Annotated in this window: 24 protein-coding genes and 2 pseudogenes; 17 read left to right on the top strand and 9 right to left on the bottom strand. The window is 71.6% G+C overall.

All coding sequences use genetic code 11. From position 1 onward, the window contains the following. Window positions 1-50: 50 nt before the first annotated feature. Entirely contained in the window at window positions 51-248 is a 198-nt protein-coding gene (locus ACFW22_RS24555; RefSeq protein ID WP_386408353.1) for a hypothetical protein, read from the bottom strand. Further along, window positions 248-442, bottom strand: coding sequence for a hypothetical protein (locus ACFW22_RS24550; protein WP_386408351.1), 195 nt, complete (start codon window positions 440-442; stop codon window positions 248-250). The genes ACFW22_RS24555 and ACFW22_RS24550 overlap by 1 nt, the downstream gene beginning before the upstream one ends. A gap of 285 nt (window positions 443-727) precedes the next feature. On the opposite strand from ACFW22_RS24550, the gene ACFW22_RS24545 reads away from it, so the two are divergent. Then, window positions 728-1321, top strand: coding sequence for an XRE family transcriptional regulator (locus tag ACFW22_RS24545; RefSeq protein ID WP_386408396.1), 594 nt, complete (start codon window positions 728-730; stop codon window positions 1319-1321). Window positions 1322-1860: 539 nt separating this feature from the next. Here ACFW22_RS24545 and ACFW22_RS24540 read toward each other — a convergent pair. Then, on the bottom strand, window positions 1861-2439 hold the full coding sequence (locus ACFW22_RS24540; protein WP_386408349.1) for a recombinase family protein: 579 nt from the start codon (window positions 2437-2439) through the stop codon (window positions 1861-1863). Between the two features lie 483 nt (window positions 2440-2922). Then, window positions 2923-4464, bottom strand: a complete 1542-nt coding sequence (locus ACFW22_RS24535) for a recombinase family protein (RefSeq protein ID WP_386408347.1) — start codon at window positions 4462-4464, stop codon at window positions 2923-2925. A gap of 42 nt (window positions 4465-4506) precedes the next feature. On the opposite strand from ACFW22_RS24535, the pseudogene ACFW22_RS24530 reads away from it, so the two are divergent. Beyond that, window positions 4507-4698, top strand: a pseudogene (locus ACFW22_RS24530) (hypothetical protein); the annotation flags it as partial. A 193-nt stretch (window positions 4699-4891) separates the two neighbouring features. Here the strand turns inward: ACFW22_RS24530 and ACFW22_RS24525 are convergent. Beyond that, window positions 4892-5086 carry a hypothetical protein gene (locus ACFW22_RS24525; protein WP_364292619.1) on the bottom strand — a complete coding sequence of 65 codons (195 nt, stop codon included), beginning with the start codon at window positions 5084-5086 and terminating at the stop codon, window positions 4892-4894. 117 nt (window positions 5087-5203) lie between these two features. Here ACFW22_RS24525 and ACFW22_RS24520 point away from each other — a divergent pair, with 117 nt between their 5' ends. The 3 genes and pseudogenes from ACFW22_RS24520 to ACFW22_RS24510 form a co-directional block, all read left to right on the top strand. Beyond that, window positions 5204-5944 carry a helix-turn-helix domain-containing protein gene (locus ACFW22_RS24520; protein WP_386408345.1) on the top strand — a complete coding sequence of 247 codons (741 nt, stop codon included), beginning with the start codon at window positions 5204-5206 and terminating at the stop codon, window positions 5942-5944. A 5-nt stretch (window positions 5945-5949) separates the two neighbouring features. Next, the gene (locus tag ACFW22_RS24515; RefSeq protein ID WP_386408343.1) at window positions 5950-6420 is read left to right on the top strand and encodes an NUDIX hydrolase; all 471 of its coding nucleotides are present in this window, start codon (window positions 5950-5952) and stop codon (window positions 6418-6420) included. 50 nt (window positions 6421-6470) lie between these two features. Beyond that, window positions 6471-6602 (top strand): annotated as a pseudogene (locus tag ACFW22_RS24510) (exodeoxyribonuclease III); the annotation flags it as partial. A gap of 85 nt (window positions 6603-6687) precedes the next feature. Here the strand turns inward: ACFW22_RS24510 and ACFW22_RS24505 are convergent. Beyond that, window positions 6688-7308 carry a MerR family transcriptional regulator gene (locus tag ACFW22_RS24505; RefSeq protein WP_386408394.1) on the bottom strand — a complete coding sequence of 207 codons (621 nt, stop codon included), beginning with the start codon at window positions 7306-7308 and terminating at the stop codon, window positions 6688-6690. A 238-nt stretch (window positions 7309-7546) separates the two neighbouring features. Between ACFW22_RS24505 and ACFW22_RS24500 the strand changes: the two genes are divergently transcribed. The 5 genes from ACFW22_RS24500 (at window position 7547) to ACFW22_RS24480 (ending at window position 12038) form a co-directional block, all read left to right on the top strand. Then, window positions 7547-9166 carry a flavin-containing monooxygenase gene (locus ACFW22_RS24500; protein WP_386408341.1) on the top strand — a complete coding sequence of 540 codons (1620 nt, stop codon included), beginning with the start codon at window positions 7547-7549 and terminating at the stop codon, window positions 9164-9166. Then, window positions 9163-10077, top strand: coding sequence for an alpha/beta fold hydrolase (locus ACFW22_RS24495; protein WP_386408339.1), 915 nt, complete (start codon window positions 9163-9165; stop codon window positions 10075-10077). Before ACFW22_RS24500 ends, ACFW22_RS24495 begins: the two co-directional genes overlap by 4 nt. After that, complete coding sequence (locus ACFW22_RS24490) at window positions 10074-10955, top strand: SDR family oxidoreductase (protein ID WP_386408337.1); 882 nt, start codon at window positions 10074-10076, stop codon at window positions 10953-10955. Before ACFW22_RS24495 ends, ACFW22_RS24490 begins: the two co-directional genes overlap by 4 nt. Before the next feature lie 124 nt (window positions 10956-11079). Then, entirely contained in the window at window positions 11080-11262 is a 183-nt protein-coding gene (locus ACFW22_RS24485) for a hypothetical protein (protein ID WP_386408335.1), read from the top strand. Window positions 11263-11522: 260 nt separating this feature from the next. Then, window positions 11523-12038: a GNAT family N-acetyltransferase gene (locus tag ACFW22_RS24480; protein WP_386408333.1), complete on the top strand. Its 516-nt coding sequence runs from the start codon at window positions 11523-11525 to the stop codon at window positions 12036-12038. A gap of 71 nt (window positions 12039-12109) precedes the next feature. On the opposite strand, the gene ACFW22_RS24475 is transcribed toward ACFW22_RS24480, so the two are convergent. Further along, a complete protein-coding gene (locus ACFW22_RS24475) occupies window positions 12110-15454 on the bottom strand; it encodes a S41 family peptidase (RefSeq protein ID WP_386408331.1) in 3345 nt (1114 codons plus the stop codon). A 161-nt stretch (window positions 15455-15615) separates the two neighbouring features. Here ACFW22_RS24475 and ACFW22_RS24470 point away from each other — a divergent pair, with 161 nt between their 5' ends. Both ACFW22_RS24470 and ACFW22_RS24465 read left to right on the top strand, forming a co-directional pair. Next, a complete protein-coding gene (locus tag ACFW22_RS24470; protein WP_386408330.1) occupies window positions 15616-16188 on the top strand; it encodes a TetR/AcrR family transcriptional regulator in 573 nt (190 codons plus the stop codon). Window positions 16189-16297: 109 nt separating this feature from the next. Further along, window positions 16298-18472, top strand: coding sequence for an MMPL family transporter (locus tag ACFW22_RS24465; protein ID WP_386408329.1), 2175 nt, complete (start codon window positions 16298-16300; stop codon window positions 18470-18472). 64 nt (window positions 18473-18536) lie between these two features. On the opposite strand, the gene ACFW22_RS24460 is transcribed toward ACFW22_RS24465, so the two are convergent. Beyond that, window positions 18537-18908, bottom strand: a complete 372-nt coding sequence (locus ACFW22_RS24460; protein ID WP_386408328.1) for an SsgA family sporulation/cell division regulator — start codon at window positions 18906-18908, stop codon at window positions 18537-18539. A gap of 306 nt (window positions 18909-19214) precedes the next feature. Between ACFW22_RS24460 and ACFW22_RS24455 the strand changes: the two genes are divergently transcribed. From ACFW22_RS24455 to ACFW22_RS24440, 4 genes are read left to right on the top strand one after another with little or no spacing between them, the layout of a single operon-like run. Then, window positions 19215-20261 carry an energy-coupling factor ABC transporter permease gene (locus ACFW22_RS24455; RefSeq protein WP_386408326.1) on the top strand — a complete coding sequence of 349 codons (1047 nt, stop codon included), beginning with the start codon at window positions 19215-19217 and terminating at the stop codon, window positions 20259-20261. A gap of 1 nt (window position 20262) precedes the next feature. Continuing rightward, window positions 20263-21027, top strand: coding sequence for a cobalt ECF transporter T component CbiQ (cbiQ, locus tag ACFW22_RS24450; protein WP_386408324.1), 765 nt, complete (start codon window positions 20263-20265; stop codon window positions 21025-21027). Next, on the top strand, window positions 21024-21770 hold the full coding sequence (locus ACFW22_RS24445) for an energy-coupling factor ABC transporter ATP-binding protein (protein WP_386408322.1): 747 nt from the start codon (window positions 21024-21026) through the stop codon (window positions 21768-21770). The genes cbiQ and ACFW22_RS24445 overlap by 4 nt, the downstream gene beginning before the upstream one ends. A gap of 4 nt (window positions 21771-21774) precedes the next feature. Then, on the top strand, window positions 21775-22977 hold the full coding sequence (locus ACFW22_RS24440; RefSeq protein WP_386408320.1) for a serine hydrolase domain-containing protein: 1203 nt from the start codon (window positions 21775-21777) through the stop codon (window positions 22975-22977). A 10-nt stretch (window positions 22978-22987) separates the two neighbouring features. Here ACFW22_RS24440 and ACFW22_RS24435 read toward each other — a convergent pair whose 3' ends face one another. Then, on the bottom strand, window positions 22988-23605 hold the full coding sequence (locus ACFW22_RS24435; RefSeq protein WP_386408318.1) for a LysE family translocator: 618 nt from the start codon (window positions 23603-23605) through the stop codon (window positions 22988-22990). Window positions 23606-23890: 285 nt separating this feature from the next. On the opposite strand from ACFW22_RS24435, the gene ACFW22_RS24430 reads away from it, so the two are divergent. Further along, window positions 23891-24673 (top strand): SDR family NAD(P)-dependent oxidoreductase, encoded by a 783-nt coding sequence (locus ACFW22_RS24430; RefSeq protein WP_386408316.1) that lies wholly within the window; start codon window positions 23891-23893, stop codon window positions 24671-24673. Window positions 24674-24692: the final 19 nt, after the last annotated feature.

The following is a 24692-nucleotide window of genomic DNA, read 5'->3' as shown; positions in this document are numbered from 1 at the left end:
CCGCCCGGCTGTGTTGCTCGCCGTCGCCGGACGGGGCCGCCTGGTGGGCGTCACGCGCGCCGTACGCCGCTGGGCGGGACCAGCCACTCCCGACCCCCACCCTCGGGCCACAAGAACGCCGTGGGGCGCTTGCGGCGCTCTCCGGGCGACTCGGCGGGGTCTTCGTGGTCAGGGATCACGTCACGCAGGATGCCGACCCTTCCGGCGTGGTCCCTGACCGGCCTGCCGATGTCCGCGCGGGTGACCATCAGTGCCCCTCGGGGTGGCGCCGCAAGTAGACGTTGCAGTCGCTCACGGTCGTCCAGTCGCCCACGATGCGAGCGTGGTCCCGTACGGCGGAGAGTTCGACGCAACCCGCGCACCCGTCGATGGGGTCCGGCTCCCTGTCCAGGTTCAGCGGCAGTTCGATCGGTGGAGTGCTGTATCGCGTGGGTTCGGTCATGGCGGGAGCGTGGCCCACCCCTGCGGATGTATCTCCCCTGCACGGCGGACAGTTGAGATGTCTGGCGCTAGGGTCGAAGAAAGCCCAAAAGGCAACGGCGAGGGGGTTGACTTGAACGCCGCTCTTCAGTCCGCCATGGAAGGCGCAGGCATGTCCACGCGGCAGTTAGCGTACCGGGTGGGGGTATCTGCGAAGCAGGTGGAACGATGGCTGGGCAATGCTGATCTGACACCACACGCAAGGAACCGAGCGGACGCCTGTCGGGCGCTGGGAGTGGACGAAGAGATGTTGTGGCCGAAGGCTGTGCAGGAACGAGTGAAGACCGGCACCGATCGAGAGCTGGTCCACAGCTACCCGTACCGGTCCGCGTGCCCGTCAACGGTCTGGACGGAACTTGTCGAGTCAGCACGCACGGAACTCTTTCTCGCCGGCTACACGAACTACTTTTTCTGGACCCAGGTACCCCACTTCGCGGACACGATCCGGCGCAAGGCTGAGGCAGGCTGCCGGGTCCGGTTCCTGGTGGGAGACCCGGACGGAGAGGTGACCCGCCAGCGGGAGACGATCGAGGATGTGGCCCTGTCGGTGTCCACACGCATCAGGATCACCCTGGAGCACCTGGATCGACTCGGCCCGCTCGAAGGGGTCGAGGCGCGCGTCTCCGCCCCGCTGGACGCCATCAACCACGTGAGCCTATCCGTGTTCCGCTTTGATGACGAAGCCCTGGTGACACCGCACCTCGCCCGACTCGTAGGCCATGACTCGCCGCTCCTGCACCTGCGTCGCCATAGCGGTGGGGGCATGTTCGACCGATTCGCGGAGCACGTTGAGGAGCTATGGGAGCGGGCCGTGCCCCAGGGCCTCTCTGCTCGCGCCTGAGCGCGCGCCCCAAGCGGACGGCGCTTCAAGAAGCGTCTTGTCCGGCGGCAGGCTGACGCGCCACGCTCACCCGGGCGCCCTCACCCCTCATGGCTTGCGGCCAGCGCTCATCAATGACCACCGCCGCTGCGCGGCAGGCACCACAGGCGCCCTCCCGCTCCGGCAGCCATAGAAAGTCGGACGGCGACATGCCGGCTACCTGGACGCCGCACAGAGTCTTGTCAAAGATGCCGAAGGCATGGGAGAGGTCAGCGTCGAGGCCGTCCGCAACGGCCCCCTCCCAGCGTGTCCCCATCGGCAGGTACGACGGCCGGGCTATCCCAGACCACTCGCCACCCACATGCGTGCTGGCGTAGCACCACGGGCAGGACCAGATCTCTTCCACCCATCGGGTCGGCGGCACCGGCCATCGCCACATCGCACCGCCACACACATCACAATCCACGAAGGCATCCTCACACCCCAGCGAAGACGGCTCCCGCCCGCCTGCCTGTCCGCCACGCACTGACAAGCTGCGGGACAGACAGAACGCCCGCGCGCTACTCGGCGTCGGCGAGCGCCCGGTACAGCGTCGCGCGGGACACTCCAAGCGCCTTGGCGACGACCGTGACGCTCTCCCCCTTGGCGCGGCGCGCCTTGGCCGCAGCGAGCTTGTCAGCGTTCATCACGGCCGGCCGTCCACCCGTACGCCCTTGAGCGCGGGCAGCGTCCAGACCGGCGCGGGTCCGGTCCTTGATCAGGCTGCGCTCGAACTCCGCCATTGCGCCGACCACTTGCAGCATGAGCCGCCCGTCTGGGGTGTTCGGGTCGATGCTCGCCAGCGCTCCCGTCAGCACCCGGAACCCGACTCCCCGCGCGGCAAGCGCGTCCACCATGTTCACCAGGTCGATCAGCGAGCGGGCGAACCGGTCCAGCTTCCACACACAGAGGGTGTCTCCGGGACGGACGTAGTCGAGCACGGCGGCGAGTTCGGGGCGGTCCGTGTTCTTCCCGCTCGCCTTGTCCGTGAAGATCCGGGCGCACCCCGCGTCAGTCAGCGCGTCATGCTGCAAGTGCGCTTCCTGGTCGTCGGTCGAGACTCGGGCGTAGCCGATGAGGTGTCCCGTGTTCGTGTCCATGGCGAGACCGTCTCATAACTAGTCTCAGAACCTCAATGGGTTTGGGCAAGTTGTGAGACGGGTTTTGCTACACGCTTCCGGAGGTCGGGAGATGGCGGCGGGACCGTCTCGATAACCATCGTTTGATAGACGCCTCGTTAACCGTCACGCACAGCAACTCCCCGCGCAAACAGACCAATCAGTCATGTGGGAGTTTTCCCTCCCTGCCGCTCTGACGGGAAGCGAGGAGGGGGCACCTCCGTGGGCCCACGTCCGGCAGCGCGGCAGCGAAAGCTGGCGCCCACGATGACGTGATGACGGATGAGGCCCTTGTTCTGTTTTTCTCTTATTTTTCTACGTGCAATCAAAAAAGTAGGGAGAACCGTCACTTCGCCATTGCTCTGCCGCCGAGAGAGCGCCAAGCCGGCGGCGCCCCCAGGGGGCGATCGCGACCCGCTGCCAGGTTCTTCCCGGCAACGGGCCGTGAACCGCGCTCAGGCCGACTCAGGGGGCCGTATCTCCCTGCTGCTGGACCCTCGCGCCCCGCAAGCCGATCGACAGGCGTTCCATTGCGCGGCGCTTCATGTCCGCCGGGCGTCCCCCTCGCTGACCCTTCGCACACTCCAGACGGGTTCCGGTGTCGAGCAGCATGAACCGTCGATCCCGGGCGTCGCTGATCCTCCAGTAATCAGCGTAGGTCTTCCCTGTGGGGACCAACTCCGTGCGTTCCTTCTGTACGGGAGTCGCTTCCAGGACCTCGGCGCGGCCCTCCAGTGCGTCCACCTGCTCCTGCCAGATGGCGAGGCCGACACGTGATCGCCTGGAATCGCGAACGGCGTACAGCTCACGGAGTTCGGTGGTGATCTCCTCCAGTTCGGGGCGGGGGTCGTAGCCGGGGTACGTCACCTGCTCCAGTACGGGGAAGCCTCCCCACTCCTGCAGGAACTCCCGTTCCGCGTACTCCTCCACCCAGTCGGTCTTGATGGCTGCCGGAGCCTCGCAGGGGAGTCCCTTGGTTCGGGCCCGGCATACGTACACCGAGTAGCCGTGTGCGGGGACCCGGTACATGCGGCCCTTGCAGGAGGCGCAGTGCAGAACACCGAGCAGGAGCGCGCCGGTGTCCTTTCGGGTCCCGGCTGCCCCCTTGGGGCGCTCACCGAGAGCGGTTTTGATCTCCTCGAACCGGTCTCGCGTCAGAATCGGGTCGGCGGTGATGCTCACCGGCAGGCCGTTGCGGTCCCGGACGATGGAGCCCGCGTAGGTCTGGTGGCCGAGGAGCGACGGGGAAAGAAGTACACGCTTGACGGTCTGGCCGACCCACTTGCGTCCCTTCGGGGTCCGCCCCTGCCGGACGTCGTTCCAGTCGCGAGGCGTCAGGATGCCTTCGCTGTTCAGATGGAACGCGATGGCGTTCGGGGCGCTGCCGTCCAGCAGCATCCGGATCACCGTCTCGATGGCTTCGACGCGCTGCGGGTCCTGGGCCAAGGTCCACCCCTCGCCGGCTGGACGCTGCACGGGCATGTATCCATACGGAGGGAGCCCTCCGGAGTACCGCCCCATGGCCCGAAGCGCCGCATTGGCGCTCGTGACGCGCTCCTTGATGGCCTGGCTCTCCATCTGTGCGGCAAAGGCCAGCAACATGATGATCAATTCGGACATGATCGAGGTCATGTCCAGCTCCAGTGAGCTGCCTCCCGGGCCCTCCGCGAAGACCAGCCGCTTGCCATGGCGCTTCGCCCAGCGCGTCAGCTCGGCCATGTCCCCCATGGAGCGGACGGCGCGGTCCAGCCGCCACCAGATGATCACGTCGAAGTCGTCGGGCCTGGCCAACCAGTCGCCCAGTTCCGGTCGTTCGAATGGAGTCGTCCTGGTGGCGGAGACGTCCAGATCCTCCGCGTAGCCGACGACCTCGGCGCCAAGACGTCTGGCCTCCGCCTCGCCGGCTTCCCGCTGGCGCTTGGGCGATGTCGATTCGTCGGTCCTGACGCTCAGCCGTACCGCGACGAGTGCCCGCAGGCGTGGGTGATCGTTATCCGTAAGGGTCATGTGAGTCCCCCTCCCGGAGCAAACTGTATCTTCATTTCAATGGGATGGCGGATCGACTACCAAATGGCCACGCCCGGGCTCGCCGCGAAGGCCGTCAAGGCGCACGTGGAGCGGGCCGCCACGCACGGGGAGCGGTGGAGCGACCACGCTCCCGTGTGTAGGGACCGGCAGCGGAAAGCCCCGCCCGGCTGGCTTGCTCGCCGCCGTCGGACGGGGCCGCGTGGGGGCACCTAAGCGCGGTTCACGCTTTCTGGCGGGGCCAGCCACTCACGGCCCCCGCCCTCGGGGCGTAAGAACGCCGTAGGGCGCTTCTGTCGCTCGCTCGGGAACTGGGCGGGGTCTTCGTAGTCCAGGATCACGTCCCGCAGGATGCCGACCCGTCCCGTTCGGTCTTCCGCGCGCTGCCCGATGTCCGCCGAGGTGACCATCAGTGCCCCTCGGGGTGGCGCCGCATGAAGATGTTGCAGTCACTCACGGTCGCCCAGTCGCCCACGACGCGAGCACGGCCCCGTACTGCGGCGAGCTCAGCGCAACCCGCACACCCCTCGGCGGGGTCCGGTTCCCGCTCCAGGTCCAGCGGCAGTTCGATCGGCGGGGTGCTGTAGCGCGTGGGCTCACTCATGGCCCGATCGTCGCGCCGGTCATCAGGACGGGGGAACCTCGTACGTTTCCCAGTTCGGGACGTCCCGTCGCGTGTAGAACGTCCCTTGGGATGTCCGGGAGTCGAGGGGGCGCACGTATGCAGAACGAGCGACTTCGAGCCGTCATGGAGGCCGGCGGTTGGACGTACGCCGCTCTGGCCGACGTCACGGGCGTCGACCCCAAGTCCGTGGAACGGTGGGTCAACCTCGGGCGCACTCCGCGCCGGGCAACTGCACTGGCGGCAGCGGCAGCGCTCGGGGAAGACGTGCATGTCCTGTGGCCGGCACTCCGGCAGGCGCGTGCCGCACGCGCTGTCAGCCCCGAACTCGTCGCCTTGTACGGGCAGCGGGCGGATCTTCCCGTGTCGGTCTTCGTTGATCTCCTCTCCCAGGCGCGGCAGCGAATCGACGTGCTGGTGTACGCGGCCGTCTTCCTGCACGAGGCGTACCCCCGCCTCAACGACCTCCTGCGCGAACGGGCCGACGACGGATGCACGATCCGCATCGCAGTGGGTGACGCCGACGACCCCAACGTCCAGCAGCGCGGACGGGAAGAGAAGTTCGGCCACGGCATCGAATCCCGCTGCCGACTCGCGCTCCTGCATTACCGGCCCCTGGCGGACGTACCGGGAATCGAGCTGCGCACCCACGGAACGACCCTCTACAACAGCCTGTACCTCGCCGACGATCAGGTGCTGGTCAACGCACACGTGTGGGGCGTCAACGCCTACGGCGCGCCCGTGTGGCACCTCCGGCGCCACGGCGACGGGGGCATGTTCGACACCTACGCGGGGAGCTTCGACGCCGTATGGGAAACGGCCCACCCCGTGGAAGGCTGAGCGTCGTGGCACGAACCGAGTACTACGACGATCCGAACGCCCCCCGGCCGAACAGCCTGGTCGTGGCAGCCTCTGCCGTCGTCACCGACGGGGAGGGCCGCGTACTCCTCCAGCGGCGCCGGGACAACAACTTGTGGGCGCTACCGGGCGGAGCCGTGGACATGGACGACTCCCTGCCCGGTGCGGCCGTGCGAGAGGTCAAGGAAGAGACCGGTCTGGACGTCGAGATCACGGGCCTCGTCGGCACGTACACCGACCCCCGCCATGTCATCGCGTACAGCGACGGAGAAGTGCGCCGACAGTTCAACGTCTGCTTCACCGCCCGGGTTGTCGGCGGCACCCTGGCCATCTCCGACGAGAGCACGGAACTCCGCTTCGTGGCACCCGAAGAAATCGACTCGCTCTCCATGCACCACACGCAACGACTGCGCATCCGGCACTTCCTGGAACACCGCGCCTTCCCGTACCTGGGATAGGGGATACAGGTCGCGGGGGCGTCAGCAACCCAGCCGCTTACCCGCACCGGTGGCGGATCGACTACCAGATCGCCACGCCCGGGCTCGCCGCGAAGGCCGTCAAGGCGCACGTGGAGCGGGCCGCCACGCACGGGGAGCGGTGGAGCGACCACTCTCCCGTGACGGCCGTGTACGACCTGTAGCGGCGGGGCGGGGCGGGACGGGGCGGTCTCCCGCCGTCGGTCGCCGTGCGTGCCGGGGGCGGGAGACCGGCCCGTCCCCGTCCCGTCAGGGGGCTTCGCGCAGGCGCCTGTCCAGGGCCAGTGACAGTTCCGCCTCCACCACGCTCTTGGCGAGCGGGCGCATGCGCCACGGGTCGTTCTCGGCGGCGTGGGTGCGGAGGAGTTCGGTGAAGAGCTCGGCGAGCGCCTCGGCGTGTTCGCGGACGCGGGCGCCCGCCTTGAGGACCTCGGCGAGCGGGACGCCCTCCCGGACGAGGGCGGCGGAGACGTCGAGGAGGCGTCGGCTGATGTGGACGATCTCCTCGCCGTCGGTGACCAGGTAGCCGAGGTCGAGTGCGGTGGCGAGGTTCTCGGCGGTGACCTCTCCGGCGAAGTGGTCGGCGAGTTCCTCGGGGGTCAGGCGGACCGGCTCCTCCTCCGAGGGGGCGGGCAGGGCGAGGACCTCGCGGACGTTGCGCCCGCTCTCGAAGGCGGCGGTGAGGTCGGCGATGCCGTTGAGGGTGTGGCCGCGTTCCAGGAGGGCGGCGATGGTGCGGAGTCGGGCGAGGTGGTTGTCGTCGTACCAGGCGATCCTGCCTTCGCGGCGGGGTGGCGGGATCAGGCCGCGTTCGCGGTAGAAGCGAAGGGTGCGCACGGTGATGCCGGCGGCGGAGGCCAGCTCTTCCATGCGGTACTCGCGCGCGGGGCCGACCGTCGGGGCGTCGCCCGCGCCCCCGTCCGCCGTGTCGCGCGGGCCGTCCTGTGCGCCCGTCTCGGGACGTGATCCTTCTGCCACGGTCGCCAGCCTATGTTGTACCGCCGGTAACTTTCCCTCGCCGGACCCCTACCGCTCGGTATGGAGCTGCTCTACAGTCCCGACTGTGCCAGTGATTGCTGGCGTAATTGGTTGGTGTGCGGGAGGCGGCATGGCGAAGCACGAGCACGTACGGGTGGCGGTGATCGGATCGGGATTCGGTGGCCTCGGCGCCGCCGTCCGGCTCCGCCGCGAGGGGATCACCGACTTCGTGGTCCTGGAACGGGCCGACTCCGTGGGCGGCACCTGGCGCGACAACAGCTACCCCGGCTGCGCCTGCGACGTCCCCTCCCACCTGTACTCCTTCTCCTTCGCGCCCAACCCCGACTGGCCCCGGACCTTCTCCGGCCAGCGGCACATCCGCGCCTATCTGGAACACGTCACCGACACCTTCGGGATCCGTCCCCACCTGCGCCTGAACCACGAGGTGCTGCGCATGGAGTGGGACGCCGAGGCGCTGTGCTGGGAGATCGAGACGAGCTCCGGATCCTTCAGCGCCGAGGTCGTCGTCTCCGCGACCGGCCCGCTCTCCGACCCCAAGATCCCCGACGTCCCGGGCCTCGCTGACTTCCCCGGCAAGGTCTTCCACTCGGCCCGCTGGGACCACGACTACGACCTCACCGGCAAGCGCGTCGCCATGATCGGCACCGGCGCCTCCGCCATTCAGATCGTGCCCGCGATCCAGCCGAAGGTGGGCCGGCTGACCCTCTTCCAGCGCACGCCCCCGTGGGTGATGCGCCGCATGGACCGGGCCATCACCGGACCCGAACGCTGGCTCCACCGCGCCCTGCCCGCCACCGGCACCCTCCGCCGCGGCCTGCTCTGGGGCATCCGCGAGCTCCAGGTCGGCGCCTTCACCAAGCACCCGGGCGAGCTGGGCCTGGTCGAGCGGCTCGCCAAGGCCAACATCGCCAAGTCCGTCAAGGACCCGGTGCTGAGGGAGAAGCTGACCCCCTCGTACCGCATCGGCTGCAAGCGCATCCTGCTGTCCAACACCTACTACCCGGCGGTGGCCCAACCCAACGTCGACGTCGTCGCCTCCGGGCTCCGCGAGGTCCGCGGCTCGACCCTCGTCGGCGCGGACGGGACCGAGACCGAGGTCGACGCGATCGTCTTCGGCACCGGCTTCCACGTCACCGACATGCCGATCGCCTCCCGCGTCATCGGTGCCGACGGCCGCTCGCTCGCCGAGGTCTGGAAGGACGGCATGGCCGCACTGCGCGGTGCCACCGCGGCCGGCTTCCCCAACTTCATGACGATCATCGGCCCCAACACGGGCCTCGGGAACTCCTCGATGATCCTCATGATCGAGTCCCAGCTCAGCTACATGGCCGACTACCTGCGCCAGCTCACCATGCTCGGGGGGCGCGCCGCCCTGGCCGTCCGGCCCTCCGCCGTCGGCGCCTGGAACCGCAAGGTGCAGAACCGGATGGAGCGGACCGTCTGGAAGTCCGGCGGCTGCGAGAGCTGGTACCTCGACGCCAACGGCCGCAACACCACGCTCTGGCCGGGGACGACCGGGGAGTTCCGGCGCGAGACCCGACGGGTCGACCTCTCCGAGTACGAGGTGATCCGCGCCCCCCGCCCCGCCCCGGCCCTCGCCACCCGGAACGGCACCGGGGAGAAGGCCCGGAAGGCGCCCCAGGAGGCCGCCGGCACCCCGAAGGCCCCGCCGAAGAACCCCCGGAAGACCTCGCACGAGACCCCGCAGAAGACGGAGGCGGCCCAGTGAACCGGCACCTGACCCCGCTCCCCGCGTCCCGCTCCCTGACGGCCCTCTCCGCCGACGGCTCGCCGATCCACGTCGAGGTGTACGGCCCCGAGGGCGCGCCCGCCGTGGTCCTCGCCCACGGCTGGACCTGCTCGATCGCCTTCTGGTCCGCACAGATACGCGCCCTCGCCGCCGATCACCGGGTCATCGCCTACGACCAGCGCGGTCACGGACGGTCCCCCGAGCCCGGCTCCGGCGGGTACTCGACCACGGCGCTCGCCGACGACCTGGAGGCGGTGCTCGCGGCGACCCTCGGCCCCGGGGAGCGGGCCGTCCTGGCCGGTCACTCGATGGGCGGCATGACGATCATGGCGGCTGCCGAGCGGCCCGCCCTGAAGCAGCACGCCGCCGCGGTCCTGCTCTGTTCCACCGGACCCTCGCGGCTGACCGCCGAGGCCACCGTCGTTCCGCTGCGGCCGGGCGGTCTGCGGACCCGGCTGACCGGCGCCGTCCTCGGGGCGAAGGCGCCGCTCGGCCCGGTCAACGCCGTCTCGAAGAAGGTCCTCAAGTACGCGACGATGGGACCGGGTTCGGCGCCGGAGAAGGTCGAGGCCTGCGCCCGGATCGTGCACGCCTGTCCGCGCCGGGCCCGGTACGGCTGGTCGCAGGTCCTGGCCGGACTCGACCTGGAGCGGGGGCTGCGGGCGCTGCGGCTCCCGGTGGCCGTGCTCGTCGGCAGCGCCGACCGGCTCACCCCGCCCGTCCACTCCCGGGCGATGGCGGACGCCCTGCCCCACTGCACGGGGCTCGTCCAGCTGGCCGGCATGGGCCACATGACCCCGGTGGAGGCCCCGGAGGCCGTCACCGCGCAGATCCGCGAACTGACCCTCACGTACCTGGGCGTGAAGGAGAACGAGGAGGCAGAGGCATGAGCAGGACGAGCCTGGAAGGGCAGGTCGCGGTCATCACCGGAGGCGCGCGCGGCGTCGGGGAGCTCCTCGCCCGCAAGCTCTCCGCGCGCGGTGCGAAGATCGCGCTGGTCGGCCTGGAGCCGGAGCTGCTCAAGGAGGTCGCCGGGCAGTTGCACACGGAGGCCGACTGGTGGCACGCCGACGTCACCGACCACGAGGCGATGGCCCGGGTCGCGGCCGAGGTGAAGGAGCGGTTCGGGAAGGTCGACGTCGTCGTCGCCAATGCGGGGGTCGCGGCGGGCGGGCCCTTCGTCGAATCCGATCCGGTCGCCTGGCGGCGGGTCATCGAGGTCAACCTGATCGGCGGCGCGGTGACGGGGCGGGCGTTCCTGCCCGTCCTCATGGAGTCCCGGGGCTACTTCCTCCAGATCGCCTCGCTCGCGGCCATCACCCCGGCCCCGATGATGACGGCCTACTGCGCCTCCAAGTCGGGCGTCGAGGCCTTCGCCCACAGCCTGCGCGCCGAGGTGGCGTACAAGGGCGTGAAGGTCGGCGTCGGTTACCTCTCCTGGACCGACACGGACATGGTGCGGGGGGCGGACCAGGACGACGTGATGAAGGAGCTGCGGCAGCGGCTGCCGTGGCCCTCGAACCGCACGTACCCGCTGGGTCCGGCCGTCGACCGGATTGTGGCGGGCATCGAGCGGCGCTCGGCGCACGTGTACGCCCAGTGGTGGCTGCGCGGGATGCAGTCGATCCGCGGCTACCTGCCCGGCCTGATCGCCACGGTCGGCCGTCGGGAGGTGGAGCGCTTCGAGCCGCGCCTGGGGTCGGTCTCCAAGGGCCTGGTGGGTGCGGGCGGGGCGGCGGACGAGCAGGCGCGGAAGGGGCACGTCTGACGGCGGGGGCACACCGACCGGAACTGATCGAAATGCGTGGAATGTTCGCTCGTGCAAGGCTGGTCGAGGCCGGCGGGGCACATCGCCCCGGCCCCCCTCGACACCCTTCTAGGAGGGAACCTTCATGGGCATGGCAGACCAGTTCAAGGACAAGGCGGAGCAGCTCAAGCAGCAGGCCAAGCAGGCCGCGGGCAGGGCGAAGGACGAGGCTTCCGAGCGCGCCTCCCAGGGGCGGGGGCGCCCCGAGGAGAACCGGCGGGCCGAGCAGGAGGCCCAGGACCGCCTGAACCAGGACTACGACGCCTGACGTCGACCCGTCCGTGACGACGGCGCACCCGGAACCCCGGGTGCGCCGTCGTGCGTGGGGCGGTTCCGCCCGGGCCGGCCGTCGCCGGTCGGATCGCTGCCGGCGGGTGACGAGGAGCCGTCGGGGCGGGCGGGTGGCCGGTCGCGGGAGCCGCTCGGTTCTCCCGGTGCGCCGGCACGCCGTGCGCCGCGCGGGAATTGACCGCCGGCGATTCGAAAGGTTGTACACGCGGGGCGGCGGATCTTCGTACGGTGGCCGCCATGGACCTACTTGAGCGACTGCGATTCGACCACGCCCCGGCCCTGCTCGCGTTCGAGCGGGAGAACCGGGCCTTCTTCGCCGCGCGGGTGCCCGACCGGGGGGACGCCTATTTCGAAGGGTTCGACGACCGGCACCGGGAGTTGATCGAGGCGCAGGAGGCGGGCGAGATCCACTTCCACGTGCTGGTCGGCGGGGGCGGGGAGATCCTGGGGCGGGTGAACCTGGTGGACGTGGACGCCACCGCGGGCAGTGCCGAGCTCGGTTTCCGGCTCGCCGAGAAGGCGACCGGACGCGGCTTGGCCACCTGGGGGGTGCGGGAGGTGTGCCGGCTGGCCGTCGAGCAGTACGGGCTCGCTCGGCTGACCGCCCTGGTGGCCCTGGGCAACGGCGCGTCCAGCGCCGTGCTCGCCCGGGCCGGGTTCGGGGCCGTGGGGGCCGTGACGCTCGACGACGGAGCACCGGGCACCGCCTACGAGCTGGAACTGGGCCCGGCGCCGTGGACGCCGGCTTGGTGAGGGTGCCGGCTTGGTGACGGGGCCCGACCGTCCCGGTCCCCGTCCCGGGGCGCGGGACCGGGACGGTCCGCTCAGGTCGCGGGGCGCGGGGGCAGCTTCGGGCGGGAGCGGTCCGGGAGGGACTCGTAGCCCGGGGGGCTCGCCGCCGGGGTCTCGGCGAGGAGCGAGAGGGCGAGGTGGACCGCGTCGTCGAGTTGGGCGTACCGGCCCTCGGCCCAGTCGAGGGGGGTGCGCAGCGCTGCGATGTCGGGTTCCACGCCGTGGTTCTCCAGGGACCAGCCGTACTCGGGGAACCAGGCCGCGTTCATCGGCACGGTGATCTGGGTCCCGTCGCCGAGCCGGTGTCGGCCGGTCATCCCGACGACCCCGCCCCAGGTGCGCTGTCCCACGATCGGGCCGAGTCCGAGGAGTTTGAAGGCGGCGGTGATCATGTCGCCGTCGGAGGAGGTGGCCTCGTCGGCGAGGGCGACGACGGGGCCGCGCGGGGCGTTGGAGGCGTACGAGACGGGTTGGGCGTTCCGGGTGAGGTCCCAGCCGAGGATCCGGCGGGTCAACTTCTCGATGACGAGTTCGCTGATGTTGCCGCCGGCGTTGCCGCGCACGTCGACGATGAGGGCGGGGCGGGAGACCTCCATGCGCAGGTCGCGGTTGAACTGGGCCCAGCCGGAGCCGCCCATGTCGGGGATGTGGAGGTAGCCGCAGCGCCCGCCGCTGAGTTCGCGGACCACGGCCCGCCGTTTGGCGACCCAGTCCTGGTAGCGCAGTGGGCGTTCGTCGACCAGCGGGACGACGGCGACGCGTCGGGCCCGCCCCTCGCCTTCGGCGGGGGTGAAGGTGAGTTCGACGGTGGTGCCGCCGGTGCCGGAGAGCAGCGGGTAGGGGCCGGTGACGGGGTCCACGGGCCGGCCGTCGACGTGGGTGAGGACGGCGCCCTCGCGGATGCCGGTGCCGGCGAGCGGGGAGCGGGCCTTGGAGTCGGAGGACTCGCCGGGCAGGATCCGCTTCACCGTCCACCCGGACTCCCGGGGCACCAGGTTGGCCCCGAGCAGGCCCATCGGTCGTTGGTAGTGCGGCGGGCCCTCGTTGCGGCGTCCGGGGGTGACGTACGCGTGCGAGGTGCCGAGTTCGCCCAGCACCTCGCGCAGCAGGTCGGCGAACTCGTCGGGGGAGGAGACCCGTTCGACCAGCGGACGGTACTGGTCGAGGACGGCCGTCCAGTCGACCCCGCCCATGTCGGGCTCCCAGAAGTAGTCGCGCACGATCCGGCCGGCCTCGTCGAAGGCCTGGCGCCATTCGGCGCCCGGGTCGATCTCGTGCAGGATGCGTCGCAGGTCCAGGTAGACGGTGGAGTCGCCGTCCCCGGGCTCGGTGGCGGGCACGGCCCGCAGGTCGCCCTCGTCGGCGACCACGAGTCGGGTGCCGTCGCCGCTGACCGCGAACCAGTCCAGGTCCTTGGCGAGTTCGCCCTTGCGCGCCTTGACGATGGAGAAGTGTTCCAGGGTGGGGCGGCCCGAGGTGTCGGCCGGGTTGGCGAAGGTCTCGCCGAGCGCTCCCGAGATGGGCCAGCGCAGCCAGACCAGGCCGCCGCCGTTGACCGGGTGCAGCGCCGAGTACTTGGAGGCGGTGACGGGGAAGGGGGTGACCCGTTCGGCGAGGCCCTCGATCTCGACGGTGACGGTGCCGTCGGCGGACTCGGCGTCGTCGGTGGGGTCGAGGCCGCCGGCGGCCGGCCGCCCGTCGGGGAGCAGGGCGAAGGGGGAGGGCGTGGCGGAGGAGAGCGGCACGAGGTAGGGGCGGCAGCCGAGCGGGAAGGACAGGTCGCCGGTGTGCACGTCGTACACCGGGTCGAAGCCCCGCCAGGAGAGGAAGGCGAGGTAGCGGCCGTCCCGGGTGAAGACGGGGTTCTCGTCCTCGAAGCGCCCGTTGGTGACGTCGATGACGGTGCGGGCGCCGGGGCCGGAGATCCGGGCCATCTTGATGGACCGCAGGGAGCGGCCGATGCCGGGGTGGGACCAGGTGAGCCAGGCGCCGTCGGGGGAGAAGGCGAGGTCGCGGACGGGGCCGTTGACGGAGCTGATCAGCTCCGTCACCTCGCCGTTGGAGTCCTCGGTGACGTCGAGGAGGAGCAGCCGTCCGTCGTGGGAGGCGAGGGCGAGCCGCTCTCCGTCCGGGTCGGCGACCAGTTCCTCCACCCGGCCGAGGTCGCCGGAGGCGAGCCTGCGGGGCGGCCGGTCGCCGCTGGCCCGCGGCAGGTAGGCGATCTCGACGGCGTCCTCGCCCTCGGCGTCGGTGACGTAGGCGACCTGGCCGCCGCTGCCGAGCATCTCGGGGAGTCTGACCCGGACGCCGGGGGAGTCGATGATCGTGCGGGCGGGTCCGTCGCGGTGGGTGAGCCAGTACAGGCTGCCGCGCACCGAGACGGCGCTGGCCCGGCCGGTTTCGTCGACCGAGAGCGCGTCGACGTGGTGGGCGGCGGGCACTTGGTAGGGGCGCCGGCCGACGCGCTGGCCGCCGAGCCGCACCTCCAGTCGGCGGGGGCGGGAGTCGGCGGTGAGGGTGTCGACGATCCACAGTTCGCCCGCGCACTGGTAGACGACGCGGCGGCCGTCGGTGGAGGCGTGCCGGGCGTAGAAGTCGTCGTGGTCGGTGTGGCGGCGCAGGTCGGTGCCGTCGGGCAGACAGGAGTAGAGGTTGCCGATGCCCTCGTGGTCGGAGAGGAAGGCGATCCGCCCGGCGACGGCCATGGGGGCGGCGAGGTGGCCGCCGATGTCGGGCAGCAGTCGCTTGCCGTGGAGCCAGAGGCGGCCGGTGGCGCCGCCCAGGTACCGCTTCCAGGCGGCCGGTTCGTGCGGCGGCTTTCCGGTGAGCAGGAGGGTGCGGCGTTCCCCGCCGTGCCCGTTGCCCTCGGTCGGGCCGCTGCCTTCGGCCGGGGCGGTCGCCCCGCTGATGACGGCGTCGTCGGTGACGGCGATGTCGGAGACGGGGCCCCAGGGCAGCCGGCCGCCGGGGGAGCCGTCGGTGGGGACGGTGTAGGCCCAGGAGTAGTACGAGAAGGGCTGCCCGTGCGAGGAGACCGCCAGGATGTCGGAGCGGCCGTCCTTGCCGGGGGGCGTCCAACCGCAGACCCGGGTGTCGGTGGAGCCCCAGTAGGTGAGCCGTCGGGGTGAGCCGCCGTCGATGGGGACGAGGTGGATCTCGGGGTCGAGGCTGCGCCAGTTCGTGTACGCGATGTGCCGGCCGTCCGGTGAGAAGCGCGGGTGGCCGACCCGCGTCCGGTCGATGGTCAGGCGCCAGGCGCGGCCGGGGCGGTAGCCCTCGGGGACGAGGGGCGCGACCCACAGGTCGTCCTCGGCGGCGAAGCACAGCAGGTCGTCGTGGAGGTGCGGAAAACGGAGATACGCGACGTCGTCACTCACCCGTTCATGCTTTCCGCGCGGAGGGGGTGCGGCAACTCGTACGTGCTTGCGGGCGGTCCCTCCCGTGTGGCCCAGGACACGTGCGAAACGGTTTCGTTTCGCTCTACCCGGGGGTACCTTCGTACTGTACGAAACCGTTTCGTTCGGATCGGAGGCCGACCGTGGCACGCAGCAGACTCACTCCCGAGCGGGAGTCCGAGCTGTACACGGCCGTGCTCGACCTCCTCCGCGAGGTCGGCTACGACGCCCTCACCATGGACGCCGTCGCCGCCCGCACCCACTCCAGCAAGGCCACCCTCTACCGCCAGTGGGGGAGCAAGCCGGAACTCGTCGCCAGGGCGCTCCGCCACAACAAGCCGGTCAGCATCACCGAGATCGACACCGGCTCGCTGCGCGGAGACTTCCACGCCCTGATGGAGCGGACCGACGACTGCCAGATGGAGAAGGACTCCGCGCTGATGCGGGGCCTGGCCCATGCCGTCCACAACAACCCCGAACTGCTCCAGGCCCTGCGCGAGCTGCTCATCGAACCCGAAATGAGGGGTCTCGAAGAGGTGCTCGGACGCGCGGTCCGGAGGGGCGAGGTCGACGCCGACAACCCGGCGCTGAAGCTCGTCCTGCACATGCTGATCGGCGCGTTCATCGCCCGCCCCCTGATCGAGGACCAGCCGGTCGACCGCGCCTTCCTCACCTCGTACGTCGACGCCGTGGTGCTCCCCTCACTCGGCGTCTGACCGCTTCGGCGGTCCTGCTCCACCCCCTCTCCACCTGACGACGAACCGCTCACGCCGTCGGGCCGGCTCCCCATGCCCTGTCCCACCCCAACACCGGGAGTACGCCCCCGTGGCCACGTTCCTCTACAAGTTGGGCCGCGCCGCCTTCCGGCGCCGACGGCTCGTCGCCCTCCTCTGGGTGGCGCTGCTCGCGGTCGCCGGAATCGGTGCCGCCACCGCGCCCGCCCCCACCTCCAGCTCCTTCTCGATCCCCGGCACCGAGGCACAGCGCGCCTTCGACCTGCTCGAAGAGCGCTTCCCGGGCGCCGGAGCCGACGGGGCCACCGCCCGCGTCGTCTTCCAGGCCCCCGAGGGCGAGAAGATGACCGACCCGGCGCACAAGGCCGTCGTCGAAGAGACCGTCGCGGCGCTCAAGTCCGGCTCGGACCAGATCGTCTCGGTCACCGACCCCTACACCGCGCAGGCCGTCTCGCAGAACGGCTCCACCGCCTACGTCTCGGTCTCCTACGAGGTCAACGCCATGGAGCTGACCGACGAGACCCGCGAGGCCCTGACCCGGGCCGGGCAGGACGCACAGGGCAAGGGACTCACCGTCGAGGTCGGTGGTGACGCCCTGCAGAGCATGCCCGAGACCGGCGCCGGCGAGGTCGTCGGCGTCGTCATCGCCGGCATCGTGCTCGCCCTCACCTTCGGTTCGCTCGTCGCCGCCGGACTCCCGCTGCTCACCGCGGTCATCGGCGTCGGCATCGGGGTCTCCTCGATCACCGCGCTCGCCAAGGTCCTCGACCTGGGCACCACCACGTCCACCCTCGCGATGATGATCGGCCTCGCGGTCGGCATCGACTACGCCCTCTTCATCGTCTCCCGCTACCGCGCGGAGCTCGCCGAGGGCCGCGCGCACGAGGAGGCCGCGGGCCGCGCGGTCGGCACGGCCGGCTCCGCCGTCGTCTTCGCCGGGCTCACCGTGGTCATCGCCCTCGTCGGCCTGGCCGTCGTCAACATCCCGATGCTCACGAAGATGGGCTTCGCCGCCGCGGCCACGGTCGTGATCGCCGTACTGATCGCGCTCACCCTGATCCCGGCCCTGCTCGGCTTCGCCGGGGAGAAGGTCTTCGGCCGCAAGCAGCGCAGGAACGCGGACGGGGGCGCCGGGGGCAAGGCGGACGACAAGCCCAACGGCGGCACCCGCTGGGCCCGCTTCGTCATCCGGCGACCGGTCCTGGTGCTGCTCCTCGGCGTCCTCGGCCTCGGCGCGGTCGCCCTGCCCGCGGCCTCCCTGGAGATGGGCCTCCCGGACGACGGCGCCAAGCCGACCTCCACCTCCGAGCGCCGGGCGTACGACATCCTGTCCGACGGCTTCGGTCCCGGCTTCAACGGCCCGCTGCTCGTCGTCGTGGACGGCGACAAGGCCACCGCCGACCGGACCGTCTCCACGATCAAGCGCCTCGACGGTTGGGCTGCGGTCACCCCGGCCACCCCGAACGAGGCCGGTGACGCCGCGATGATCACCGTGGTCCCGAAGGACCGGCCGTCCTCGGTGGCGACCGAGGACCTGGTCCACGACATCCGGGACGCCACCGGGGACGAGGTCCTCGTCACCGGCGCCACCGCGATGAACATCGACTTCTCGCAGAAGATGAACGACGCCCTGGTGCCCTACCTGGCCCTCGTCGTCGGCCTCGCCTTCGTGCTCCTGACCCTGGTCTTCCGCTCGGTCCTCGTCCCGCTGAAGGCGGCCCTCGGCTTCCTGCTCTCGGTGGTCGCGGCCCTCGGCGCGGTCGTCGCGGTCTTCCAGTGGGGCTGGCTCGGCAGCCTCTTCGGGGTGGAGCAGACCGGCCCGATCATGTCGATGATGCCGATCTTCATGGTGGGCGTCGTCTTCGGCCTCGCGATGGACTACGAGGTCTTCCTCGTCACCCGGATGCGCGAGGGGTACGTGCACGGCCAGCGGCCCGGCGAGGCGATCGTGACCGGCTTCCGGCACAGCGCCCGGGTGGTCACCGCCGCCGCAGTGATCATGATCGCGGTCTTCTCCGGCTTCATCGGCATGGACGACCAGATGATCAAGATGATCGGCTTCGGCCTGGCCGTGGCGGTCCTCTTCGACGCCTTCGTGGTCCGCATGGCGATCGTCCCGGCCGTCCTGGCGCTCCTCGGCCACAAGGCCTGGTGGCTGCCGAAGTGGCTGGACCGGATCCTGCCGAACGTGGACGTGGAGGGCGAGGGCCTCGCCACGGCCGCCGCCGGTGCCGATGCGGCGGAGCCGGACCTCGTGAAGGTCTGATCCCCGGGACCGCTTTCCCGCGCATCCCCGGGACCGCTTTCCCGCGCATGTCCCGCGTACGCCGTCAGTGGGTCGTCGTCGACCTGCCGGCGGCGTACGTGTGCTTGAGGAAGCGGAGCAGGGCGGTCGTGTCGAACTGGACGACCGTGACCCCGTCGTCCCGGTGGAGCTCGACGACCGTCTGCACCCGGCCGCAGGGCCAGACCCCGATGTCCCCGCGGCGTATCGGAGTGCGCAGGCCCGTTTCGAGCAGGCTGCGGGGGAAGGACCACTCGGCGGCGTCGGGGAAGACGAAGTGGACGGTCGGGGGAGAGGAGTCCGGTGCGTAGCGCAGTGCCACGGGCACGGGTCGGGACAGCGGGGCGTCACTGATGATCCGCCCCTTCGCACGGTCATCGACGGCGCGGTCGTCCGCGCGGTCGTCTACGGCGGGCATCGGAGACTCCTCACATTTGTCCTCTTATCGACTAATCGTTCCACTCCTTCCCGGGAAGCGCCCGGCTCATGCCCCCTTACTTTCCGTGAGGGCGAACGGTGGGTGGTGGCGCGCGGTCACGACGGGCCGGTGGGAGGGGCGACGGAGCCGCGAGGAGCGCCTCGATCGGGGGCGGTCGGGGGGCGCGGGGGGCGCGGGGGGCGGGGCGCCGGGGTGCCGGGGCGCGGCGTCGAGGGGGAGGGGTGGCCATGATGTGACCCATGCGCTCTTGCAAGCTCTTTGCAGGAGCGCTCTATCATTCCGGACGTGCATGTACCTGACGGATTCATCAACGCCCCCGTATCGGCCGCCGCCGGAGTCCTCGCAGCCGGCGCCGTCGCCGTCAGCCTGCGCGGAGCCCGCCGCGAGCTCGGGCAAGGCCCCGGAGGAGACCGGACCGCACCACTGGCCGGCCTGGTCGCGGCCTTCATCTTCGCCGTCCAGATGCTGAACTTCCCGGTCGCCGCCGGGACCAGCGGCCACCTCCTCGGCGGTGCGCTCGCCGCCATCCTCGTCGGCCCCTGGACCGGCGTCCTGTGCATCGCCGTCGTCCTCCTGATGCAGGGCGTCCTCTTCGCCGACGGCGGCCTCACCGCCCTCGGCGTGAACATCACCGTGATGGGCGTCGTCACCGTGGTCACGGCCTACGCCCTCTTCCGCGGGCTGGTCCTCCTGCTGCCGCGGACCCGCCGCTCGGTGGCCGTCGCCTCGTTCGCCGCCGCACTCGTCTCGGTGCCCGCCGCGGCAGCCGCCTTCACCCTCATCTACGCGATCGGCGGCACCACCGACGTCCCCGTCACCCAGGTGCTCACCGCCATGGTCGGCGTCCACGTCCTCATCGGCATCGGCGAGGCCGCCATCACCATGCTGACCGTCGGCGCCGTCCTCGCCGTCCGCCCCGACCTGGTGTACGCCGCCCGCGGCCTGACCGCCCCGCTCAAGCTCCGCATCGGCGGCGAACTCGTCGACGCCCACCCCGCAGCCCCGGCGCCCGCCGCCTCCCCGGGGAAGCCGAGGAAGCTGTGGATCGGCGGGCTGGTCACCGCCCTCGTCCTCGCCGGCTTCGTCTCCTTCTACGCCTCTGCCAGCCCCGACGGGCTGGAGAAGGTCGCCGCCGACCAGGGCATCGACAAGAACGTCCAGGAGCACGCCGCCGCGGACTCCCCGCTCGCCGACTACGGCGTCAAGGGCATCGAGCTCCCCCGGGTCGCCGTCGGCCTCGCGGGCGCGATCGGCGTCGGCGCGACCCTCGCGGTCGGCTCCGGCCTCTTCTGGCTCGTGCGCCGCCGCACCACCGTCGCCCCGGAGGCCTGACATGGGAGCGGGGCACGCCCACAAGCTCTACCGGCACGCGCGGTCGCCGGTCCACGAGCTGCCCCCGCACACCAAGCTCGCCGCCGTCCTCGGCTTCGTCGTGGTCGTCGTCTCGACGCCCCGCGAGGCCGTCTGGGCCTTCGCCCTCTACGCCGCGCTCCTCGCGGGCGTCGCCGCGAAGGCCCGGGTCCCGGCCGGCTTCCTGCTCAAGCGGCTGCTCATCGAGGTCCCCTTCGTCGCCTTCGCGCTGCTCATGCCCTTCGTCGTCCCCGGCGAGACGACCACCGTCCTCGGGGTCTCGCTGAGCGTCCCCGGACTGTGGGGCGCCTGGAACGTCCTCGCCAAGGGCACCCTCGGCGTCGCCGCCTCCGTGCTCCTCGCCTCCACCACCGAACTGCGCGCCCTGGTCCTCGGCCTCCAGCGGCTGAAGCTGCCGCCGATGCTCGTCCAGATCGCGGCCTTCATGATCCGGTACGGCGACGTCATCACCGACGAGATGCGCCGGATGTCCGTCGCCCGCCGCTCGCGCGGCTTCGAGGCGAAGGGCGTGCGCCACTGGGGCGTCCTCGCCAAGTCCGCCGGCGCGCTCTTCATCCGCTCCTACGAGCGGGGCGAACGCGTCCACCTCGCCATGGTCAGCCGCGGCTACACCGGCACCATGCCGGTCATCGACGAGGTGACCGCCACCCGGGCCCAATGGCTCAGGGCCGCCGCCCTCCCCCTCACCGCACTGCTGATCTGCCTCCTCGGATGGACGACCACATGACCACCCACCCCTCCCTGGACGTCCGCGGCCTCGCGTACGCCTACCCCGACGGCCACCAGGCCCTCTTCGGCGTGGACCTGACCGTCGGGCGCGGCGAGCGGGTCGCCCTCCTCGGCCCCAACGGTGCCGGCAAGACCACCCTCGTCCTCCACCTCAACGGCATCCTCACCGGCGGCGTGGGCACCGTCACCGTCGCCGGACTGCCGGTCGGCACGCAGCACATGGCGGAGATCCGGCGGAAGGTCGGCATCGTCTTCCAGGATCCCGACGACCAGCTGTTCATGCCGACCGTCCGGGAGGACGTGGCCTTCGGCCCGGCAGCGGCCGGCCTCCGGGGCGCCGCACTCGACGCCGTCGTGCACGAGGCCCTCACCCGGGTCGGGATGGCGGAGTTCGCCGACCGGCCGCCGCACCACCTCTCCTTCGGGCAGCGCCGTCGGGTCGCCGTCGCGACCGTCCTCGTCATGGAGCCGGAGATCCTCGTCCTCGACGAGCCCTCCTCCAACCTCGACCCCGCCTCCCGGCGCGAGCTCGCCGACATCCTCCGCTCGCTCGACGTCACCGTCCTGATGGTCACCCACGACCTGCCGTACGCCCTGGAGCTCTGCCCGCGCTCGGTGATCCTCAGCGAGGGCGTCATCGCCGCCGACGGCCCCACGGCCTCGATCCTCACCGACGAGGAGCTGATGGCCCGGCACCGCCTGGAGCTGCCCTTCGGCTTCGTTCCGGGTTCCGTCACCTGAGACGATGGGAGCCGTTCGTACGAAAGGATGTGTGGGTCAGGTGGACGTCCGGGGCACGGTGGCGGCGGGCTGGGAGCCGGTCAGGGACGCGTTCCTGAACAACTTCGTCCAGCGGGGCGAGCGGGGCGCGGCCCTCGCCGTCCACCACGACGGGGTCGCGGTCGTGGACCTGTGGGCCGGCAGCCGTGACGTCGACGGCACCGAGCCCTGGACGGCCGACACCGCCCAGGTCGTCCGCTCGGCCACCAAGGGCGTGGCCGCGGTCGTCCCGCTCCTCCTGCACCAGCGCGGGCTGCTCGACCTGGACGCCCCCGTCGCCTTGTACTGGCCCGACTTCAAGGCCCACGGCAAGGACCGGGTGACCGTGCGGCAGCTCCTCGCGCACCGCGCCGGAGTCCCCGTCCTCGACCGGCCGCTCACCCTCGCCGAAGCGGTCGACCTGCCGACGGCGACGGCCGCGGTGGCCGCCCAGGAACCCGTCTGGGAGCCCGGCACCGCCCACGGCTACCACGCCCACACCTTCAGCTGGCTGCTCTCCGGCCTCGTCCACCGCGTCACCGGTCGCACCCTCGGCCGCTGGGTCGCCGACGAGATGGCCGACCCCCTCGGCCTCGACCTGTGGATCGGCCTGCCGGACGCCGAGGCCCACCGGGTCGGCCGGCTCGGCCCCGTCGAAGAGGTCGAACCTCCCGGCAGCGGCGCCCTCAAGCTCCGCCCCAAGCGCTCCGTCACCCAGGCCTACCAGGACCCGGAGTCCCTCACCCGGCGCGCCTTCGGGGTCATCGACCCCAAGCCCGACGAGAACGACCCGGTCTACCGGGCCGCCGAACTCCCCGGCTCCGCGGGCGTCGCCACCGCCCGCGCACTCGCCCGCTTCTACGCCGCCACCCTCGGCCCCGTCGACGGCGCCCCGCGGCTCCTCGACCCCGCCACCCTCGCCCTCGCCCGCACCGAGGAGTCCGCGGGCCCGGACCGGGTCCTGCTCGTCGGCACGCGCTTCGGCCTCGGCCACATGCTGCACGGCCCGGCCTGCCCCCTCCTCGGCCCCGCGTCCTTCGGCCACCCCGGCCGCGGCGGCTCCCTCGGCTTCGCCGACCCGGACGCGGGCATCGCCTTCGGCTACGTCACCAACGGCATGCGCAAGACGGTCACGGCCGACCCGCGCGCACAGGCCCTGGTGCGCGCGGTGCGCGCGGTCACGCCCTGACGGAGGGGACTCAGGCGACGGCCGGCGTCAGGGCGAGCACCATGCCGAGCGCGACGAGCACGGCCCCGATGACCTTGTTGAGCACGGTCTGCCGCTGCAACAGCCGGTTGCGCAGGGCCGGGTTGGAGAAGAGCACGGCGGCCAGCGCGAACCAGCCCAGGTGCGCCACCGACATGAACAGCCCGTAACCGACCTGCTGGAAGACGGGGGTGTCGACGCTGACCACCTGGGTGTACGTGCTCAGCACGAAGAGCATGGTCTTCGGGTTGAGGGCGTTCGTCAGGAACCCGGTGCGCAACGCCCCCGCCTTCGAAGGGCCGCCGCTCTCCGACAGGTCGATGTCGACCCGGGCCCTGGCGACGAAGGTCTTGTAGCCGACGTACACCAGATACGCGGCGCCCACCAGCTTCATCGCCGTGAAGAGCGCGGGGGTCCGGGTCACCAGGAGCCCCACGCCCAGCATGGTGTAGGTGACGTGGACGAGAACGCCGAGGGAGATGCCGACGGCCGCGAGAACGCCGGCGGTCCGCCCGTACAGATAGCTGTTCCGGACGGTCATGGCGAAATCGGCACCCGGGCTGATGACCGCCAGGACGGTGATGACCGCTACGGCGACGAGCTGACCCATTCTTTCCTTCTCCCCTTCGACGGAGCCCCCGTGGAGCATCCCCCCACGCGGCGCCATCCGCGAGCACGTTTCCACGCCCTTGCGGTCGGGGGCCGTCCGGGCCCGGCATCCTGCCCCGGCATCCTGCCCCGGCACCCCGGCACCCCGGCCCCCGGCACCCCGGGCGCGAACGGCGGGGCCGCCGGGGGCCGGCAGGACCGGGGGACCGGGGGATCGGGGGATCGGGGGGGACCGGTACGGCGAAAGGGGTGTCGCGGTGACCGTGTCCGGTGCTGGGATCGCCCCATGGATCTCAGACGGCGCTTCGAAGGACACGCGGCACTGGTGACGGGCGCGGCCCGCGGCATCGGCGCGGCCACCGCCCGGCGGCTCGCGGCGGAGGGCGCACGGGTCCTCGTCACGGACATCGACGAGGAGGCGGCCCGCAGGACGGCCGAGCCGCTCCCCGGGGCGGCGGCGCTGCGCTGCGACGTCGGCGACCAGGAGTCGGTGGACGCGGCCGTCGCCCACGCGGTCACGGCCTTCGGCGGCCTCGACGTCCTGGTCAACAACGCCCTCGCGCCCGTCGCCGCCGACCGGGACCGCTTCGAGGACGAGCCCGACGAGGGCTGGACCGGCCAGTGGGGCGTCACGCTGATGGGCGCCGTCCGCTGCTCCCGGGCGGCACTCCCGCACCTCGCGGCGGCCGACGGGCGCGGGGCGATCGTCACCATCGGGTCGGTCAACGCGGAGGCGGACTTCGGCGGCCACGCGTACAGCGCGGCGAAGGCGGCCCTCGCCTCCCTCACCCGCACGCTGGCCGGCGACGCGGCGCCGCGCGGGGTCCGGGTCAACCAGGTCAACCCGGGCACGATCGCCACCACGGCCTGGGCGGGCCGGGAGACCGACCTCGCGGCCCTGGCCGCCCGGGTCTACCCCCTGGGCCGCGTCGGCACCCCGGAGGACGTGGCCGCCGCCGTCGCCTTCCTCGCCTCCCGGGACGCGTCCTGGATCACGGGCACCACCCTCCGCGTGGACGGCGGCCTCCTGGCGGTGAACACGCATTTCGCGGAAGTGCTGGGCGACTGAACCCGCGTGGCGGCCCGCC

Origin of the sequence: Streptomyces sp. NPDC058872, from assembly GCF_042743065.1 — a bacterium.
Classification (GTDB): domain Bacteria; phylum Actinomycetota; class Actinomycetes; order Streptomycetales; family Streptomycetaceae; genus Streptomyces.
This window is presented reverse-complemented; position numbering and strand designations above follow the sequence as displayed.